The organism is Tardiphaga sp. 862_B3_N4_1, from assembly GCF_051811085.1.
Classification (GTDB): domain Bacteria; phylum Pseudomonadota; class Alphaproteobacteria; order Rhizobiales; family Xanthobacteraceae; genus Tardiphaga; species Tardiphaga robiniae.
The window spans coordinates 1,693,211-1,707,907 of sequence record NZ_JBPWQB010000001.1; the positions used below are offsets into that span (position 1 = coordinate 1,693,211).

At 62.1% G+C, this 14,697-nt stretch carries 15 protein-coding genes; 6 read left to right on the plus strand and 9 right to left on the minus strand.

Annotated elements, in window-relative coordinates; genetic code table 11:
• The first annotated feature begins 78 nt into the window (after window positions 1–78).
• The 5 genes from AB8B02_RS07795 to AB8B02_RS07815 all read left to right on the plus strand — a co-directional run bounded on the left by AB8B02_RS07795 (window position 79) and on the right by AB8B02_RS07815 (window position 6,812).
• Entirely contained in the window at window positions 79–1,980 is a 1,902-nt protein-coding gene (locus AB8B02_RS07795) for a potassium transporter Kup (protein WP_089267162.1), read from the plus strand.
• A gap of 124 nt (window positions 1,981–2,104) precedes the next feature.
• Window positions 2,105–4,027, plus strand: coding sequence for a potassium transporter Kup (locus AB8B02_RS07800; protein WP_439063604.1), 1,923 nt, complete (start codon window positions 2,105–2,107; stop codon window positions 4,025–4,027).
• Between the two features lie 168 nt (window positions 4,028–4,195).
• Entirely contained in the window at window positions 4,196–4,528 is a 333-nt protein-coding gene (locus tag AB8B02_RS07805; RefSeq protein WP_093758906.1) for a rhodanese-like domain-containing protein, read from the plus strand.
• A 7-nt stretch (window positions 4,529–4,535) separates the two neighbouring features.
• Complete coding sequence (locus AB8B02_RS07810; RefSeq protein WP_439063605.1) at window positions 4,536–5,690, plus strand: aminotransferase; 1,155 nt, start codon at window positions 4,536–4,538, stop codon at window positions 5,688–5,690.
• A 9-nt stretch (window positions 5,691–5,699) separates the two neighbouring features.
• Window positions 5,700–6,812, plus strand: coding sequence for a polyamine ABC transporter substrate-binding protein (locus AB8B02_RS07815; RefSeq protein WP_439063606.1), 1,113 nt, complete (start codon window positions 5,700–5,702; stop codon window positions 6,810–6,812).
• A 3-nt stretch (window positions 6,813–6,815) separates the two neighbouring features.
• Here the strand turns inward: AB8B02_RS07815 and AB8B02_RS07820 are convergent, their stop codons facing one another.
• The 7 genes from AB8B02_RS07820 to AB8B02_RS07850 all read right to left on the minus strand — a co-directional run bounded on the left by AB8B02_RS07820 (window position 6,816) and on the right by AB8B02_RS07850 (window position 12,769).
• On the minus strand, window positions 6,816–7,751 hold the full coding sequence (locus AB8B02_RS07820) for a lipid A biosynthesis lauroyl acyltransferase (RefSeq protein WP_439063607.1): 936 nt from the start codon (window positions 7,749–7,751) through the stop codon (window positions 6,816–6,818).
• The gene (locus AB8B02_RS07825; protein ID WP_439063608.1) at window positions 7,751–8,773 is read right to left on the minus strand and encodes a zinc-binding dehydrogenase; all 1,023 of its coding nucleotides are present in this window, start codon (window positions 8,771–8,773) and stop codon (window positions 7,751–7,753) included. Before AB8B02_RS07825 ends, AB8B02_RS07820 begins: the two co-directional genes overlap by 1 nt.
• A gap of 102 nt (window positions 8,774–8,875) precedes the next feature.
• On the minus strand, window positions 8,876–10,156 hold the full coding sequence (locus AB8B02_RS07830; RefSeq protein ID WP_439063609.1) for a beta-ketoacyl-ACP synthase: 1,281 nt from the start codon (window positions 10,154–10,156) through the stop codon (window positions 8,876–8,878).
• Between the two features lie 116 nt (window positions 10,157–10,272).
• A complete protein-coding gene (locus AB8B02_RS07835) occupies window positions 10,273–11,475 on the minus strand; it encodes a beta-ketoacyl-ACP synthase (protein ID WP_439063610.1) in 1,203 nt (400 codons plus the stop codon).
• Window positions 11,468–11,941 (minus strand): 3-hydroxyacyl-ACP dehydratase FabZ family protein, encoded by a 474-nt coding sequence (locus AB8B02_RS07840; RefSeq protein WP_093758902.1) that lies wholly within the window; start codon window positions 11,939–11,941, stop codon window positions 11,468–11,470. The genes AB8B02_RS07835 and AB8B02_RS07840 overlap by 8 nt, the downstream gene beginning before the upstream one ends.
• Window positions 11,942–11,950: 9 nt before the next feature.
• Window positions 11,951–12,232, minus strand: a complete 282-nt coding sequence (locus AB8B02_RS07845; protein ID WP_002711294.1) for an acyl carrier protein — start codon at window positions 12,230–12,232, stop codon at window positions 11,951–11,953.
• A gap of 189 nt (window positions 12,233–12,421) precedes the next feature.
• Window positions 12,422–12,769 (minus strand): hypothetical protein, encoded by a 348-nt coding sequence (locus AB8B02_RS07850; protein ID WP_439063611.1) that lies wholly within the window; start codon window positions 12,767–12,769, stop codon window positions 12,422–12,424.
• Between the two features lie 175 nt (window positions 12,770–12,944).
• On the opposite strand from AB8B02_RS07850, the gene AB8B02_RS07855 reads away from it, so the two are divergent.
• Window positions 12,945–13,571, plus strand: coding sequence for a ParB-like protein (locus tag AB8B02_RS07855; RefSeq protein WP_439063612.1), 627 nt, complete (start codon window positions 12,945–12,947; stop codon window positions 13,569–13,571).
• Here the strand turns inward: AB8B02_RS07855 and AB8B02_RS07860 are convergent.
• A complete protein-coding gene (locus tag AB8B02_RS07860) occupies window positions 13,532–14,041 on the minus strand; it encodes an MgtC/SapB family protein (RefSeq protein ID WP_439063613.1) in 510 nt (169 codons plus the stop codon). The genes AB8B02_RS07855 and AB8B02_RS07860 overlap by 40 nt on opposite strands.
• A 26-nt stretch (window positions 14,042–14,067) precedes the next feature.
• A complete protein-coding gene (locus AB8B02_RS07865) occupies window positions 14,068–14,646 on the minus strand; it encodes a peroxidase-related enzyme (RefSeq protein WP_439063614.1) in 579 nt (192 codons plus the stop codon).
• Window positions 14,647–14,697: the final 51 nt, after the last annotated feature.

Genomic DNA, 14,697 nt, shown 5'->3' on the forward strand with positions numbered 1-14,697 from the left:
AGGCTAGTGTCCCGGTTGACTGGCATTGCCCGGCGCGCCATAGCCGGGTCCGGATTGTCCAGAGGCGTTACGAGCAGAATGGCCGTTACGGAAACAACAGGCGAGGGACCGATCGAAGTTCCGGTTCATACCGGCTTCTGGTCGCTCACGGTCGGCAGTATCGGCGTCGTGTTCGGCGACATCGGAACGTCGCCGCTTTACGCATTCCGCGAGGCGGTACACGGCGCGACTCATGGCGCGCCGGTGACGCCCGTCATCGTGCTCGGCGTGCTCTCGCTGATCCTGTGGGCGCTGTTCATCGTCGTCACTGCCAAATATGTGCTGTTCCTGCTGCGCGCCGACAACAATGGCGAGGGTGGAACACTGTCGCTGATGGCGCTCGGCCAGCGTGCCTTGGGTCGGCGGAGCTTGCCGCTGATGGTACTGGGCGTGATCGGCGCCTCGATGTTCATCGGCGATTCCATGATCACTCCGGCGATCTCGGTGCTCTCGGCGGTGGAAGGCCTCAAGCTCAAGGCACCTGCGCTCGAACCTTACGTCGTGCCGGTCACGGTCGCGATTCTCGTCGTGCTGTTCTCCGTACAGCGTATTGGCACCGCCAAGGTGGCCTCCGCCTTCGGTCCGGTGATGATCATCTGGTTCACGGCGCTGGCGCTGATGGGCGCCTCGCATATCTTCGATGATCCGACGGTGCTGAAGGCGATCAATCCGTATTATGCCGTGCAGTTCATGCTGACCCACGGGACCATCGGTCTGGTGACCCTAGGCGCAGTCTTCCTGGCCGTCACCGGCGGCGAGGCGCTCTATGCCGATCTCGGCCATTTCGGTCGCAGGCCAATTCAATACGGCTGGTTCTTCTTCGTACTGCCGGCGTTGATGATCAATTATTTCGGGCAGGGCGCGCTCGTGCTGTCGAACCCGGCCGCGATCGAAAATCCGTTCTATCGAATGGCACCGGAATCGATGCTGTTGCCGTTGATCGCGCTAGCGACGGCCGCGACCGTGATTGCGAGCCAGGCCGTCATCACAGGAGCATATTCGCTCGTGCGTCAGGCGGTGCAGCTCGGCCTGTTGCCGCGTTTCGAAGTGCGCTTCACCTCCGAGACCCATGCCGGCCAGATCTATTTGCCTCGGGTCAATCGTCTGCTGCTGATTGGTGTGCTGCTGCTGGTGCTGCTGTTCAAATCGTCGAGTGGTCTGGCCTCGGCCTATGGCATCGCGGTCTCCACCACCATGGTGGCCGATGGCATCATGGGCTTTGTGGTGATATGGAAGCTGTGGAACTGGAAGGCCGCGACTGCCGCTGCGATCATCGCGCCGCTGGTGTTCGTCGATCTGGCCTTCCTCAGTGCCAATCTCCTGAAACTGCTGGAAGGCGCCTGGGTGCCGCTGCTGTTCGGCGTACTGATGGCCGGCATGATCTGGACCTGGCGCCGCGGCGCGGCGATCCTGATCACCAAGACGCGCCGTATCGAAGTGCCGCTGCGCGATCTTATCAAGAGTCTGGAAAAGCGCCCCCCGCATATCGTGAAGGGCACCGCGGTGTTTCTCACCAGCGATCCCGAATTCGTGCCGACGGCGCTGCTGCATAATCTGAAGCACAACAAGGTTCTGCACGAACACAATGTGATCCTGACCATCGAGACTGCGCAAACGCCGAAGGTCGATCTGGCCGAACGCGTTCGCATGGAGAATATCAGCGACAAATTCTCGATGGTAAAGCTGCGCTTCGGCTTCATGGAATCGCCGAACGTGCCCAAGGCGCTCGTCGTCGCGCGTAAACTCGGCTGGCAGTTCGACATCATGGCGACGTCGTTCTTCGTGTCGCGGCGCTCGCTGAAGCCGTCGGCGCAATCCGGCATGCCGCTGTGGCAGGACCATCTGTTCATCGCGCTCAGCCGTTCGGCGAACGACGCCACCGACTATTTCCAGATCCCCACCGGACGCGTGGTGGAGGTCGGTACTCAGGTGACGATCTAAGCATCTTTTGTCATGTCCGGTTCCCCGATTTGCGCTATAACGAGTGTGATCATCGGGGCCGGGAACGGCCTCGCTGCCCCGCTGTTCAGAGACCTGCGATTCAGAAGTCTTCGAGGCCGTTTCCATGACCATCGATAGCGCATCTCCCGCCGCGGCATCCCCGGCGGACCCTACCCATGGGCACTCGACGGCCAGCTTCGGCTCGCTCGTCATGGGCAGTATCGGTGTCGTCTATGGCGACATCGGCACCAGCCCGCTTTACGCGCTCCGTGAGGCGCTGGTCGCGGCCGGGGGCCACAAGGCGCCCGGCATCGACAATGAAGCAATCCTGGGCGTCCTCTCGCTGATTCTGTGGGCCCTGATCATCGTCGTGACGCTCAAATATGTCGTGCTGCTGCTGCGCGCCGACAATAACGGCGAGGGTGGCCCGCTGGCCCTGATGGCGCTGGCCCAGCGCGCGATCGGATCGAGCGGGCCGGTGGTGGTGATGCTCGGCATCATCGCCGCGGCGTTGTTCTATGGCGACGCGGTGATCACGCCGGCGCTGTCCGTGCTCTCGGCCATCGAGGGCGTCAAGCTCGTCACCACCGCCTTCGATCCCTATGTTGTACCGCTCACCATCGTGATCCTTGTGGCGCTTTTCGCCGTGCAATCGCGTGGGACTGCGAAGGTCGCGACGTTCTTCGGACCGATCATGTGCCTATGGTTCATCGTGATCGCGGTAGCGGCCATTCCGCAGATCGTGAAGCATCCTGAAGTGCTCGCGGCACTCAATCCCGTGCACGCGATCTACTTCATGTTCCATCACGGCATCATCGCCTTCGTGACGTTGGGCGCAGTGTTTCTCGCCGTGACCGGCGCCGAAGCGCTCTATGCCGATCTCGGCCATTTCGGCAAAAAGCCGATCCAGCTGGCCTGGCTGTTTCTCGTGCTGCCGTCGCTGGCCATCAACTATTTCGGCCAGGCTGCGCTGGTGATGCATGATCCCACCGCGCTCGAAAATCCGTTCTATCTGATGTTTCCCGACTGGGCGCTGATCCCCATGGTGATCCTCGCGGCGACTGCCACCGTGATTGCGAGTCAGGCCGTGATCACCGGCGCCTATTCGCTGACGCAGCAGGCGATCCAGCTTGGCCTGCTGCCGCGTTTCGAAATCCGGCACACATCGGAGTCGCATTCCGGCCAGATCTACATTCCGCGCGTCAATATGCTGCTGTTCATCGCTGTGATCGTGCTTGTCGTGCTGTTCAAGTCATCGAGCTCGCTGGCCTCGGCCTATGGCATCTCGGTCACCGGCACCATGGTCGTCACTGCGATGATGGGCTTTGTGGTGATCTGGCGCGGCTGGAAGTGGTCGCCGATCGCGGCTGCGGCGCTGATCGTGCCGTTTCTGGTGATCGACGTCACGTTCCTCACCGCGAACCTCTTGAAAGTGTTCGACGGCGGCTGGGTGCCGCTGGTGATGGGCGGCGTGATCATTCTCATGATGTATACGTGGCGGCGCGGCAGCCGCCTGCTGTTCGAGAAGTCGCGCAAGCTGGAGTTTCCGCTGGCCGATCTTGTGGCCATGCTGGAGAAACGTCCGCCGCAGCGCGTGTCCGGCACGGCGGTATTTCTCACCAGCGATCCGCAGAGTGCGCCGACGGCGCTGATGCATAGTCTGAAACACTACAAAGTGCTTCACGAGAAGAACGTTATTCTCACCATCGAAACCGCACCAACGCCGCGCATCGATCCCAGTGAGCGGGTGCGCATGGAAGAGATCAGCGCGACCTTCTCGAAAGTGACGCTGCGCTTCGGCTTCATGGAATCGCCGAATGTGCCGAAATCCCTCGCGATTGCGCGCAAGACCGGCTGGCAGTTCGACATCATGTCGACCTCGTTCTTTCTCTCGCGCAGGGCGCTGAAGCCTGCGGTGCATTCCGGCATGCCGCGCTGGCAGGACCATCTGTTCATCGCGCTCAGCCGCACTGCCAATGACGCGACCGACTATTTCCAGATCCCCACGGGGAGGGTGGTCGAGGTAGGCACGCAGGTGACTATCTAGGCCTGATTCCGAAAAGCGGGCCTGCGGCTTTCGGGCAGGATCAGGCCCGACAATAAGCTCTTCCAACGCTTGATTTTCGCCTCGCGAGAGGCGACGTTGGCGCCCGAAAACAGGGGCGTTTCCGCCCCTTCGCATTCGCTCCGGACACCGGGGCGGCAGGAGGTTGTGGTGGCAGGCGAAGCTCATACCGTTCACGATTTGACGCCCGAGGAAGTGTCCAAGGGGATCACTGAAGGCAAGTATTTGCTGGTTGACGTGCGCGAACCCAACGAGGTCGCGGTCGAGGCCTATCCGGATGCCGTCGTGGTGCCGCTGTCGGGCTTCGATAGCGCCGATCTGCCCGATCCTGCGGGCAAGCAGATCGTCTTCGCATGTCGCTCCGGCAAGCGCTCGGTGACGGCCTCGCTGGCCGCGCAGGCCGATGGCCTTGCCTATGACAAGCACCTCGCCGGTGGAATCCTTGGATGGAAGGCCGCAGGCCTGCCGACAAAGGTTGGCTGATCGCTCGATGAACAAGATATTCTCTGAGCTGCCCGTCACGGTGTTCGAGGCGATGTCGCAGCTCGCGCGCGACCACAACGCCATCAATCTCGGGCAGGGCTTTCCCGATCATCCCGGTCCCGACGATATCCGTCAGGCGGCCGCCGATGCGGTGCTGAACGGCTATAACCAGTATCCGTCGATGATGGGCATCCCGGAGCTGCGTCAGGCGATCGCCACGCATTACCAGCACTGGCACAAGCTCTCGCTCGATCCGATGACCGAGGTAATGGTGACCTCCGGCGGTACCGAGGCGCTGACCTCGTCGATCCTTGCGGTGGTGGAGCCCGGCGACGAAGTCGTGTGCTTCCAGCCGGTCTACGATTCTTATTTGCCGATCATCCGGCAGGCCGGCGGCATTCCGCGTCTGGTCAGCCTCAAGCCGCCGCACTGGCGCCTCACGGAGGAAGACCTGCGCGCGGTCTTCAATCACAAGACCAAGGCCGTGCTGTTCAACAGCCCGCTCAATCCGGCTGCCGTGGTGTCGCCGCGCGAGGATCTCGAACTGCTGGCGAAGTTCTGTCAGGAATTCGATACGATCGCGATCTGCGACGAAGTCTGGGAACATGTGACCTTCGACGGCCACGACCATATCCCGCTGATCACCATTCCCGGCATGCGTGATCGCACTATCAAGGTTGGCTCCGCCGGCAAGATCTTCTCGCTCACCGGCTGGAAGATCGGCTTCGTCTGCGCCGCGCCGCATCTCCTGCGCGTCTGCGCCAAGGTGCATCAATTTCTCACCTTCACGACGGCGCCAAATCTGCAGGTTGCGGTGGCCTATGGTCTCGGCAAGTCCGACGATTACTTCAAGACGATGCGCGCCGATCTCGCGCGTAGCCGCGATCGTCTGGCCGCAGGTCTGGAAAGTATCGGCTTTCCCGTCATCAAGTCGCAGGGCACGTACTTCCTCACCGTCGATCTGTCGCCGCTGGGACTGAACGAGACCGACGAGGATTTCTGCCGGCGTCTCGTCTACGACTACAAGGTCGCGGCCATTCCGGTGTCGGCCTTTTATGAGCAGGACAAGGTGACCTCGGTGGTGCGTTTCTGTTTCGCCAAGAACGACGCAACGCTCGATACCGCGCTGGAACGCCTGTCCAACGCCGTTCATCGCCGCTAGGGGAAGTTGATGCGCATGGGCAAGCACGGGATCGCGTGGGTCGTCGGAGCGGCGCTGCTGTGGTCCTTGCCGGTGCAGGCGCAAGACCAGAAGGCAGAGCGTGTCGTCAACTTCTACAACTGGTCGAACTACATGGCGCCCGGTGTGCTGGAGGCCTTCACCAGGGAGACCGGCATCAAGGTCGTCTATGACACCTTCGATGCCAACGAGACGCTGGAGACGCGGCTGCTGGCCGGCAAGTCCGGCTACGACGTTGTGGTGCCAACCGCGTATTTCCTGCAGCGCCAGATCACCGCAAAGGTGTTCCAGAAGCTCGACAAGGCGAAGCTGCCGAACCTCGCCAATGCCTGGCCGGAGGTGACCAAGCGTCTCGCGATCTACGATCCCGGCAATCAGTTTGCCGCGAACTACATGTGGGGCACCACGGGCATCGGCTACAACGTCAAGCAGGTCGCGAAAATCCTCGGGCCCGACGCAAAAATCGATAGCTGGGATATCGTCTTCAAGCCGGAGAATCTTGCGAAGTTCAAGGATTGCGGCGTCCATATGCTGGATTCCGCCGACGACATTCTGCCGGCGGCGCTGAATGCGCTGGGCCTCGATCCGAATTCGACCAAACAGCCAGACCTCGAAAAGGCGGCCGATCTCGTCGGCAAGATCAGAGGCAATGTCCGCAAGTTTCACTCCTCCGAATATCTGAGCGCACTGGCAACCGGCGATATCTGCCTCGTGGTCGGCTGGTCCGGTGACATCATTCAGGCGCGTGCGCGCGCCGAGGAAGCCAAGAACGGCGTCGAGATCGGTTATGCGGTGCCGAAGGAGGGCGCGCAGATGTTCTTCGACAATCTGGCAATCCCGGCCGATGCCAAGAACGTCAATGAGGCCTATGAGCTGATCGACTATCTCTACCGGCCGGACGTCGCTGCAAAGAATTCAGATTTCCTCGGTTATGCCAATGGCAATCTCGCCAGCCAGAAGCTGATCGATCCGAAAATCCTGAACGACAAGACGATCTATCCGGATGCGGCGATGCTGCAGAAGCTGTTCGTCATTACCGCACGCGATCCGGCGACGCAGCGTGTGATCAACCGGTTATGGACGAAGGTGAAGACGGGACGCTGAGTGTTATCGCCAGCGCCGATGCAGCCACAGCCACTGCTCGGGATATTCCCGGATCCAGCCTTCCAGCACGGACGTCACCGCCTGCATCGTGCCCTGAACGTCGACCCTGCCATTGGCATCGCGCACCGGTTTCACCTCTTCGGAGACTTCGATGCGGAACCGATGATCGGGCAGGCGGATGATACGAACGCCGTGGATCGGGCAATCGACCTGGCGCAACAGTCGTGCCAGCATCGGATTGGCGTTGGTCTTGCGGCCGAAGAAGTCCACCGGGACGCCGTTGGTGAACCATTGATCCACCAGCATGGCGACGTGCTTGCCCTCGTTCAGCGCGTGCGCGAGCTTGAGCGGTGCGTCATGGCTGGCTGGAATGAGATTGCCCATGTTGATCGCGCGTGTCTGATGAATGGCGCGGTCAGCAGCGGCGCTGTTCGGCCGGCGATACAACACGGCGGCGTCGAGGCCGTGCGCGACGGCAGCAAGCGCCGGAATCTCCCAATTACCGAGATGGCTCGCGAAAATCAGCGCCGGCTTGCCGTCGTCGCGCAGCTGATCGAAAATTTCCGCCGTCCGCGCCGAGAATTCGACGTTGCTCGGTTTGGTCGGATGTGCCGGGTCGTAATCCCAGATCTGGTCGAGATGCGCGAACTCCGCGCCGACGCGCCCCATATTGTCCCAGACGCCAGCGAGGATCCTGTCGATCTCTTCCGGTGATTTTTCGGGGAAGGCGGCGGTGAGGTTGGCGCGGCCGATCTTGTCTTCGCGAAACAGCGGCCCGATACGCTGCGTGATCTTGCCGAACAGATTGGCGGTCTTCACCGGATCGAAATAGCGCGTGCTGCGCAGGATGCCGATCGTCAGCGCACCGACAGCGGCGTCGCCTGCAGGCTTCAGGGCATCGCGAATGCGGGCCTTGGTGCGAAGCAGCAGGCGGAGCATCAGAAGTGAACGATGATCTTGCCGAACACCTGGCGGGTTTCCATCCGCTTCAGCGCGGTCTCGACATCGCTGATCGGCACTTCGGTATCGATCACCGGCAGCATGCCGTCAGCCATCTTGTCGAGGCTTTCACTGATGTTCTTCATGGTGGCGCCGAACGAACCGAAGATGCGGTATTGCTGCTGGAACAGCTGCATCAGGTTGATCGTGGTGGTCGGGCCCGAGGTCGAACCGCAGGTGACCAGGCGGCCGCCGCGCTTCATCACCAGCAGCGAGCCGTTGAAGGTGTCGGCACCGACGTGTTCGAACACGACATCGACGCCCTTCTTCTTGGTGATCTTGCGGGTCTCGCCTTCGAAGCGATCCTTGCGATAGTTGATGACGTGGTCGGCGCCGAGCGCCTTGACGCCTTCGATCTTGCTGTCGTCACCCACGGTAGTGATGACGGTGCAGCCAATTTTCTTGGCCATCATGATCGCGACGGTACCGATGCCGGAGCCGCCGGCGTGAACGAGAATAGTCTCGCCGGGCTGCAGCTTGGCATTGTCGAACAGCATGTGCTGCACGGTCGAGAAGGCGATCGGGGCACAGGCGGCGTCGCGGAAGTTGATGCCGTCGGGGACGGGGATCACCAGACGCGCTGGCATGTTCATCAGTTCGCGCGAGAAGCCGTCGATGTGGAAGCCGTAGAGACCGCCGACGTTCTCGCAGAAATTGTCACGGCCTTCCTGACAGGCCTTGCAGTGACCGCAGGTCAGCGCGCCATACATCACGACTTTCTGGCCCGGCTTCAGGTTGGTGACGCCTTCGCCGACGGCAGCGATCTCGCCCGAAGCTTCGGCGCCGATCGACAGCGGCAGCTTGCGCTTGGCGAAGGCCATGCCGCGGAAGCCCCAGACGTCGATATGATTGAGGGCGACCGCCTTGACGCGGATCTGCACTTCGCCGGCAGCAGGCGGCGGGGGCGGCGGGACGTCGGCGACGACAAGCTCGCGATCGGCAACAAGATTGAGCGCACGCATGAACCGCGTCTCCGGCAAGAAAGGTTGATTTCGGATGGCCTGCGTATCGCCGGTTCACGCCATGACGTCAACCGGCGAGGGGGCCTGTGAGACCAAGGAGCCCTAAACGGGCTCGCCGGTGAGGATCAGCGAAGCATTCTGGCCGCCAAAGCCGAAGGAATTCGACATCACGGCCGTCACGCGTGCATCGCGGGCGGTATTGGGAACCACGTCGAATGGAATGGCCGGATCGGGAACATCGTAATTGATCGTCGGCGGGATCCGCTGGTGTTCCAGGGTCAGCAGCGAGAACACCGCCTCGACGGCGCCGGCGGCGGAGAGGGTGTGGCCGACCATGGACTTGTTGGACGAGACCGGAATTTCTTTGGCGCGCTCACCGAACACACTGGAAATGCCGAGATACTCCATCTTGTCGTTTTCCGGCGTGCCGGTGCCATGGGCGTTGATGTAGTCGATCTGGTCGGACGTCAGGCCAGCATCCACCAGCGCGTTGTTCACGCATCCGATGATCGGCTTGCCGTCCGGGCTGGAACGGGTGCGGTGGAAGGAGTCGGCGAGCTCGCCGCAACCGGCAACAATGCCGAGGATCTTGGCGCCGCGCGCGGTAGCGGCCTCCAGGCTTTCCAGGACCAGCGCACCGGCGCCTTCGGCCATCACGAAACCATCGCGGTTCTTCGCGAAGGGGCGCACGGCCTTCTCGGGCGGGTCGTTATGGGTCGAGAGTGCTGACAGCAGCGAGAAGCGGATCAGCGCTTCCGGGTTCACCGAGCCGTCGGTGGCCACGCACAGCGCCGCATCGGCTTCGCCGCGGCGGATCGCTTCGACACCAAGCTGGATCGCGGTCGCGCCAGAGGCGCAAGCGGTCGACAGCGAGATCGGCGAGCCTTTGGTGCCGAACGTGTCGGCGAGATGGTCGGCGACAGAGCCGAACAGGAAGCGGCGATGATACTGAACGAACTTGCCGCCGCCCGCGACGCGCAGCAGCGTGTCGTAATTGATGTCGCTATTGGCGCCAGCGGCCCTGGCCAGCACCTGGCGTTGCGGCCATTCGACTTCGACGGGCGCAACCGCGAGGAACAGCGGGCCGGGGAAGTCACCCTTGCTGCCGATATTGGCCTGTGCGATGGCTTCCTCGGTGACCAGCTCGCCGAGCTTCTCGGAGAGGTCGGTGGAGGAAAACGGCTCGACCGGCACGAAATCGATCGTGCCTGCCATCGTCGTCTTCATGCCGTCGGTGGGAAAACGCGTGATGGTGCGAATGCCGGATTCGCCGGCGGTGAGCTTGGCCCAGTTGTCCTCTTTGCCGGCGCCGAGAGATGTCGCAACACCCATGCCGGTAACGACAACGATTGGTCGGCCGAATTTATCGCGCGTTGCAGTCATGCTCTCTCCGTCGGCCGCGTCGACCGCTTAACTTGAGCATGATCCCGAAAAGCGGATGCCGGTTTTCGGATAGGATCTTGCTCAAACATAAGAAAAATCTAGAGCCCAGTTGGGTTCTAGATGGCTTCAACCAGCGCCATGCCTTCGCCGCGCCAATGACCGGCGCCGATCACCACAATCTGGGTGGGCTTGCCGGACTTTTCAATCTCGAGGCCGGTTGAATCGTTCGGCGGAAACATCGCGCCGCGCGAGATCGCAAGCGCCGCAAGGCCGAGGCCGAGCGGGAATTGGGTTTCGAGCGTATGGCCAAAGAGGGTGCCGGTGCCGCGGATGGCGACGTCGGCATGATCCTTCAGGAACGTGCGCTCTTCGGACGTCACGGGCTCAGCGCCGGTCGCACCGGTGATGATCGCCGCGTCGTTCTTCGCGCCGAGTTTCGACCACAGCCCCTGCAGCGACGCCGTGACTTCGCCGGGAGTCTTGCGACGGGCATGATCGGCAACCACGCTCTTGAGACGTGCGAGAGGCTTGGCACCGCGCGCTTCTGCATGCGCCCTGGATTCGATGACGAGGAATGCGCCGGCAGAGCCGAGCGCAAAGCCGGAATTCTTCTCGCGCGCCCAGACGGTTTCGAACTTGTTCTTCAGGTTGAAGTCGTCGAATTCGTACAGCAGCAGCAGGTCCTTGCGCTCACCATTATGTGCGGCACCGATCAGCGCGATGTCGCTCTGGCCGTCGGCGATGCGGGCCAGTGCGATGCGCGCGGCGTCCACGCCGGCGGCTTCCTCGCCCATGAAGGTGCGGGACGAACCGGTGACGCCGTGCACGATGGCGATATTGCCGGCGAGCAGATTGGAAAGCTGCGCCAGAAACAGCGTTGGCCTGAGGTCGTTGAGCAGCTTTTCGTTGAGTAGGCCCGGGGTCGCTGCGCCGTAGCCGGCCGAATTCAGGATGCCGGAATCGACGGCCAGATCGCGCTCACCGCCACCGGCGGCAACGATCATGTCCATCCTCGACAGGATGTCCTTGTTGCCTTTGACGCCAGCCGAATCCAGCGCGAGGCCGGCGGCATAGGTGCCGATCCGCTGCCAGGCTTCCATCTGACGCTGATCGCCCTTCTTGGGGATCTGCGCGTCGTAAGAGACCGGCGCGAGGGGGTGGACGATGTTCGGAGCGAAGCCGGTTTCATCGACGTTGATGCGCTTGTTGTTCAACGCATCCCAATGCGCGTCAGGGCCTTCGCCCAATGACGTGGCGAGGCCAATGCCGGTGATCCACGCTTCCACCGGCTCGGATGTCATCGGTCGGGTTTCAGCCATTGGTGATCGCCTGTAAGGGAAATCCGATGCGCTCGGCCACGATGTCCATGTGTCCGCGCAGATCCGGATGGGGGAACGGGACGGTCTTGAAGGTGAGCTGCGCGTTGCAGGTCAGCTTGCCGTCGACCTTGATCTTGACAGTGGTCATGTAGAAGCCGTCGCCTTCGTGCAGCACGCTGGCGTTGATGTCCAGCTTCGTGCCGGGCGTGATGAAGGTACGCATCTTGGCTTCCTTCACCGCGGCCAGAAACGGCATGCGTTCGAACTTCATCAGCGCGATTAGCAGCCAGCCCGAAGTCTGCGCCATCGACTCGATCAGCAGCACGCCGGGCATCAGCGGGTAGCCCGGGAAGTGGCCCTCGAAGATGGTGCTGGTCTCGGGAACGTTGGCTTCGACCGTGATCGTCCGTTCGCCGACATTGAGGTCGGTGATGCGGTCGATCAGGTGAAAATATTCGAGGTTCATGGCGGGGCGTTACGCGCCCTTGGCCGCGACCAATTCGTCGATGCGCGCGCTGAGGTTCTTCAGGACGAAATACTGCTCGGTGGTCGCCTTGCCGTCATTGACCTCCTGGGTCCATTTTTCCAGCGGCAGCTTGATCCCGAACGCCTTGTCGATCGCAAAAGCGATATCCAGGAAGTCGAGGCTGTCGATCCCCAGATCGTCGATGGCGTGGCTTTCCGGTGTGATCGTGTCGCGGGGAATGTCGCAAGTCTCGGCGATGATTGTAGCGACCTGATCGAATGTGGAGGACATTACTAAGCCTTTGATATATTGAAGATAATGTTCGATCGGCGCGCGCAAAGACAGGGCTTCGCCCCGGGGCAGTCCCGGTCCGCCGTATAGAGTCGATTGCCCGTATATCGGAGCGGGGGCGGCAGTTCAATGCAGTTGAGCGCCCGCTCACCAGCCGCTGTGGGCTGTGGAAAGAGGGTTTGGCGCGCCTCAGCCGTGCGGCGCAACAATATGGGCGCAGTCGCGGCGGCCCATCAACACGCAATCCTGGGTTTTGCGGAGATCCGCGATGCTGACCGCGAGCCAGATCCCGACACCCACCAGGATCACCGTAAAGCCGAAGGCTGCGCTATTGGCCAGCATCCGGTGGCGGAAGTCGTCGGGGTCGTCCTGTGCCCGTTGATAGCGGGACAGCTCGCTGGCGCCGGTGGTTTGGCGGCGGCGGGGGTGGTCGGCGGGAGCGGTGGGATGGTGTGGCAGCGTGTCGGAGGTGCGGGGCACGAAGCGAAGCACGCGGTGCTCGTCATCTTCTCTGATAATCGGCTGCTGGGTCTTCATGGTCGTGGGTCTGCGCATGCGATGTCGCAGTCTAACACGAGGCGGCCGCTTCGCGCAGATAAAGTCCGCATGGCACGGATGCGGCGATCGGCAGAGATGACGTGGAACTGATCCGCATCGGCGCAGCGGCCATGCCATAGTTCGTTCCGGACAGACATCAGATATGGGAGGCCATATGCCGAACACACGCGAACCGTTGCTGCATCCGGTCCCGATCTTGTCGCTGCGGCCAACGCAGATGACGGTGGGCATGCGCGAGGTGAAGGAGAAGCGCAAACGATGGCGCGCGCATAAGTCCAAGCGCAAACAGGCCGAACTGCTCGGCCAGCACATGATCCCCGTGGTGCTGGGGCCGGATCAGCGTCACTACGTGGTCGACCACCATCATCTCGCACGTGCGTTGCATGACGAAGGCGTGAAGGATGTGCTCGTCACCGTGATCGCGGATCTCACGATGGTCGATATGAAAGCCTTCTGGGGCGTGCTCGATCACCGCCGCTGGGCCTATCCCTATGACGCCAAGGGCGAGCGACGACACTTCAAGGACATTCCGAAATCGGTGACGGGCCTGAAGGACGATCCGTTCCGCAGCCTGGCAGGCGAAATTCGCCGCGCCGGCGGCTATGCCAAGGACACTACGCCGTTCAGCGAATTCCTCTGGGCGGACCTGTTTCGCAGCCGGCTCTCCACCAAGGAGATCGAGGCCGATTTCGCCAAGGCATTGGAGAAAGCGCTGGCGATCGCCAAAAGCAAAGATGCGATCTATTTGCCCGGCTGGTGCGGACCGGCGTCCGACGACTGAGGCGCATCCATCGGGATCGCAGCGGGGTCGCCTTTGCCGCCGAGCACGCGATGCAGGGCGCGTTCGATCCTTCCGCCGAGCAGCAGCACGAGGAAGGCGATCACCACCGAGACGGTGACGATGCGCCAGTGACCGGCGCCGCACATGATGCCGACACAGGCGGTCAGCCAGACGCAGGCGGCGCTGGTCAGGCCGCGGACACGGAAATGCCGCTCGGCATGAAAGATCACGCCGGCACCGAGAAAGCCGACGCCGGTGAGCACGCCCTGAATGACCCGGCTTCCCGCATCCGTGAAGCCGCCTTTGCCGAGCGGATCGGCCAGCACTACGATCATGGCAGTGGCCAGGCTGACGAGCCCCAGCGTGCGCACGCCCACGGGCTTGCCATGCAGATCGCGGTTGAGGCCGATAGCGCCGCCAACGAGGGCGGCGACGCCCAGACGCAAGATGATGTCCGACCAGTCGAGCACTGCGAGATCCTTCTAAGCCCGTGCCATTACTTCGGCAGCCGGCCCATCATATAGAACTCGTCATTGGGTTTCATGTTGGTGACATTGGCCATCCGGTTCGACAGTGCAAAGAAGGCCGAGATCGCGGCGATGTCCCAGATATCGTCGTCGCTGAAGCCGTGGCCGGAGATCTCGGCGAAATCCTGCTCGCCGATGGTCTCGGCGGACCGGCTCACTTTCATGGCGAAATCCAGCATCGCACGCTGCTTCGGCGTGATGTCGGCCTTGCGGTAGTTGACGGCGATCTGGTCGGCGATGGTCGGGTTCTTGGCGCGAATGCGCAGGATCGCACCATGCGCGATGACGCAATAATGGCACTGGTTGGCGGCTGATGTCGCGACCACGATCATCTCACGCTCGGCCTTGGTCAGCCCGCTGTCCTTGTCCATCAGGGCGTCGTGATAGGCGAAGAACGCGCGGAATTCGTCGGGACGATAGGCCAGCGACAGGAACACGTTCGGCACGAAGCCGGACTTTTCCTGCACGCCCATAATGCGCGTGCGGATGTCCTCGGGCAGCTTGTCGAGGGCGGGTGTCGGAAAGCGTTGCGCAATCGGCTGGGTCATCTGGCATTCCCGTGAACGTTTCTGTTTCACGAGACCATAGGCGATCACGCC

Coding starts and splice junctions, on each gene's coding strand:
- AB8B02_RS07795 (WP_089267162.1), top strand. CDS start 79: ATGGCCGTTACGGAAACAACAGGCGAGGGACCGATCGAAGTTCCGGTT.
- AB8B02_RS07800 (WP_439063604.1), top strand. CDS start 2,105: ATGACCATCGATAGCGCATCTCCCGCCGCGGCATCCCCGGCGGACCCT.
- AB8B02_RS07810 (WP_439063605.1), top strand. CDS start 4,536: ATGAACAAGATATTCTCTGAGCTGCCCGTCACGGTGTTCGAGGCGATG.
- AB8B02_RS07815 (WP_439063606.1), top strand. CDS start 5,700: ATGCGCATGGGCAAGCACGGGATCGCGTGGGTCGTCGGAGCGGCGCTG.
- AB8B02_RS07820 (WP_439063607.1), bottom strand. CDS start 7,751: ATGCTCCGCCTGCTGCTTCGCACCAAGGCCCGCATTCGCGATGCCCTG.
- AB8B02_RS07825 (WP_439063608.1), bottom strand. CDS start 8,773: ATGCGTGCGCTCAATCTTGTTGCCGATCGCGAGCTTGTCGTCGCCGAC.
- AB8B02_RS07830 (WP_439063609.1), bottom strand. CDS start 10,156: ATGACTGCAACGCGCGATAAATTCGGCCGACCAATCGTTGTCGTTACC.
- AB8B02_RS07835 (WP_439063610.1), bottom strand. CDS start 11,475: ATGGCTGAAACCCGACCGATGACATCCGAGCCGGTGGAAGCGTGGATC.
- AB8B02_RS07840 (WP_093758902.1), bottom strand. CDS start 11,941: ATGAACCTCGAATATTTTCACCTGATCGACCGCATCACCGACCTCAAT.
- AB8B02_RS07845 (WP_002711294.1), bottom strand. CDS start 12,232: ATGTCCTCCACATTCGATCAGGTCGCTACAATCATCGCCGAGACTTGC.
- AB8B02_RS07850 (WP_439063611.1), bottom strand. CDS start 12,769: ATGAAGACCCAGCAGCCGATTATCAGAGAAGATGACGAGCACCGCGTG.
- AB8B02_RS07855 (WP_439063612.1), top strand. CDS start 12,945: ATGCCGAACACACGCGAACCGTTGCTGCATCCGGTCCCGATCTTGTCG.
- AB8B02_RS07865 (WP_439063614.1), bottom strand. CDS start 14,646: ATGACCCAGCCGATTGCGCAACGCTTTCCGACACCCGCCCTCGACAAG.